Below are 3,528 nucleotides of genomic sequence, written 5' to 3' on the forward strand. Positions count from 1 at the left end.
ACAGCGCCACTCCGCCCGCCTTCTCCTCGATCCGCTGGTACGTCCAGTTCGGAAAATCCGCGGTGAGGTAGTTGTTCTGCATGATCTCCGGGTGGCACGCGAAATTGACGAGGGTCGCAATGACCTTGCCGTCCTCGCCGATTGCCTGGAGCGCCGCGATGCCGGTGTCGAGAATCTCCGCTACGTTGACGTTCTTCGACGCGCCCGGCAGATCGCCCGCGGCGCACTTCAACGACGCCGGCGCCATACTCCCCGCCGCCTCTTCGATCACCGCCGCCACCGTTTTGAGCATTGACTCAACGTACCCCTGATCCACTCCCGACTCGCCTTCCGTCGGGCCCCACAGACCGATGACATCGGGACCGGAGTGCACGTGCGTCGCTGCCACCAGAATGGCGTCATCCGGCACCGCCTCCACCATCTCGCGCACCCGTCCCACGTACAGGTTGGGGAAGCCGAGCAGGTCGACCGACGCAATCGCAAGCATTTGATCGCCGCTCTTCAGCACCAACGCCCGCGCCCACAGGTCATCGTGCACCCCTTCGCTGCGGCGATTGCCTCCATACCCTGCCATCCATGCTGGCCCCTCCGGCGTGATCTTCGCCTTGGCGGCGCCAACTGACACCGCCCCCTGCGCCTCACTTGCATCCAAGGCGACGAACGTAAACGCCAGGCCGATCATAACCGTCAGAACCGCGAGTGACAGCACCCTCTCTGCGCGCATAGCCAAGCCTCCTTCAGTAACTCGTTAGCCTGCGAAGCATTGGATTCGGCACGGCTCCCGCGTGACCCTTCAGGGGCTGAGGAGCCAATGTCCCGCGCGACGACCACCTGCTTGGCCGGAACGGATACGACGCCTTGCCGCAGAACCCGACGATTTCAGCCGGCCCCGGCCTTGGGCGATGCGGACGAGCACCCGGCCGGCACCCCGGGGCGCGCCGGACAACCTTCGCCGCGCCGGCTACCGAGTGACCAACACCTCGTACCAGAAGCTGTCGGCATCGAGAGGGATGCTCACTGTGTTCCCGTCGCGAGCCTCGCTGAGAGCCGTCACACGCCGCCCAATGGAGTCGAGGCCATATACCGCCACCGACGTCCACGGTTCCGCCAGCGTGACTCGCACCTGCCCGCGTACAGGCTCCATCAGAATCGGGGGACGGCCGGGATCGGTGGCCTTCGTCTTGCCGGGACCATACACCATCGCCGAGTTCTCCGCCCGCGCCGTCGCCGTGACGAGCAGGCGCTCTGACCGGGGAATGGGCTGATCGTCCAGGGCCGTCACTGCGAGCACCGCGAAGTCCGGTGTTACGTCGAAGGTCACCGGGCCGATTTGCACCGGCCCCGACGCGAACCCGATGCGCACCGCGGATGCCGGACTGTTGACCGTGACCAGGCCGCCCTGCGCGTCCCAGGTCAGCTGGCCGGTATCGCTGACCGCGGGCCCTTGGAGGTCCGGCAGGTCAGGTATCATCGAAGGCGCCCCGGGGCCGACAAAACTGTAGGACAAGCGATGACGCAAACCGGCACGGTCGGGCATGTCGGCGCCAACAAAGTCCGCTTGGTCCGCCCGGCGCCTCACGTCCATCGGATCGCGGCCGGGAGCGACGTGACCGCACACGAAGAGCCGTGCCGCCGCGGGCCACGTGGCGAAGACGTGCGGCTCATAGCCGACATTGAAGTTGTCAGTTATCGCGTCGTTCCAGTCCGCGCCCCAGTAGCAGTACTGTAGCAATCCGTCCCAGCCCTGGAAGGCGCCGTAGGCGGCCATGACCAGCGGCCCCTCCGCGATGAACTCGTTGATCCAGGCGCAGTTCCACTCGCTCACGATGAACGGCTTGCCCGCCGCCTGCTGAGCCGAAAGCCACGCCGGCAGGTTCGACGACGGGCTCTTCACCATCGGCCGGTTGTGGAACCCCGCCGCGGGCCCGAAGCCTGACTGAGGATGATCCCAGTACCCGTGGCGGTCCACGTAGTCCAACACGAGGTTGGACTTCAGGTCGAGGGGATTCGCCTCCCAATGGTTGCTGCCGGCGATGGGGACCTTGACGCCGATCGAACGCAGGTAGTCGCGCATTTCCGTGAAATAGGTGACCTGGGTGTCGTAGAGGAACTGCAGCACGTGCGGATCGCGCTCGCGCAGTCCGTCCGGCACCGAGGCCTGCGGATCCGCGCTCACGCCGCTCGCCTGCGCCCAGTTGACGTAGAGGTCGTTCAATTCCTCGACATACGACGCGGGCACATTATCATACCCGCCGAGCCAGAACAGACTGCTCTCGTTGATGATCTCACTCATCGCAATACAGGGGTCATCGCAGTAGCGCAGGCCGGTGTATGTGTTGACGTGCGTGTACAGATCGTGCGCGTATTTCTGCTGCAACTCGATCAGTCGCCGGTTGAAGTGGTAGCACGTCCTGCCACCTTCCACCAGCTTATCTGTTATCTGCTGCCAGTCGCGAACGCCATCGCCCGCCCTGAGGTTGCGAAAGACGAGAAGCCCGAGGTTGATGTAGATGCCGTGGCGCTTGAGTTGGTAGATCAGATAGTCGAGCCGATCCAGGCTTTCGGCCGAGAAGTGCTGCGTATCGTCGTATGCGGGATTGAAGAACTCCGGCACGTCCACGCCATGGAAGCGCACCATGTTGCAGCCGAAACGGGCGAGCCGCGCCGCCATGCGCTTCGACGTTTCATGATCCCGGAACAGGTTGCCGGAGACGATATTCCCGCCCCAAAAGCGGGCGGGCGTGCCGTCCTCGAACACAAAGCGATCTCCTTGCACCGTGAGGAACCCGTGCTTCCCAGCCGGCGCGTCGGGGACATCCGAGGCGTCAGGCGCTGCCACGACGCCGTAGTCTATCGGCAGCGGCTTGAACTCGTACCAGCCCTCGGTATCAGTCGTTACCTCACCCTGCGCTTCCGCGCTGGGCAGCAGGCGGGAGTAGAAGTCCCGGACGAAGGCCAAATCGCCGGACACGCGCATCTTGCCGGACAGGAAGGCCTCCACCGCGCCCAGTTCACCTCGCAGTAAGGCAAGCCAGTCCACAGCCGATGCCTCGACTATGGCGGCGGGGTCCGCCACCTCGCCGCTGCCCATCGTCACCTCCCCGTCGGAGACCTGCACGTACCACACGCCGCCGCCCTCACCGGAGAGGCGCAGCACCATCGCGCTGCTGCGATCACCCATCTCCCCAGCAGGCCACAGCGACGGCAGGCGGTCCACCCAGGCCGCTATTTCCTGGTGTACTCGTTGCCCCTCTTCGTCGCCGCCGCCAGCGCCCACAAGCGTCACGGCGAACGCCAGAATGCACACGACCAACACGCACTCTCTCATCGCCTCACTCCGACCGCATAAGGTGTTTCCGCCCTGGAAAGCCCGAATACCGGCGCTGGAATATCGCAGCGCCCATGATACTCGGGGAGTCGCGACATGGCAACAGAGCACGGGCGTCGGCAGGGGCGCCTTGCCGGAGTATAGCAAGCGACGGCAACGCCGAAGAGGATTAATCCGACCGAATGGTGTATTTTCCAGCG

Annotated in this window: 2 protein-coding genes; both read right to left on the reverse strand. The window is 64.8% G+C overall.

The genetic code is table 11. The annotated features are described in order from the left end of the window. Positions 1-724, reverse strand: a 724-nt coding sequence (locus JSV65_08800; GenBank protein UCH36435.1) for a neutral/alkaline non-lysosomal ceramidase N-terminal domain-containing protein, incomplete at its 3' end; no start/stop codon positions are given. 237 nt (positions 725-961) lie between these two features. Beyond that, the gene (locus JSV65_08805) at positions 962-3,328 is read right to left on the reverse strand and encodes an SCP2 sterol-binding domain-containing protein (protein UCH36436.1); all 2,367 of its coding nucleotides are present in this window, start codon (positions 3,326-3,328) and stop codon (positions 962-964) included. Positions 3,329-3,528: the final 200 nt, after the last annotated feature.

The sequence above is a fragment of the Armatimonadota bacterium genome, from assembly GCA_020354555.1.
GTDB lineage: Bacteria > Armatimonadota > Hebobacteria.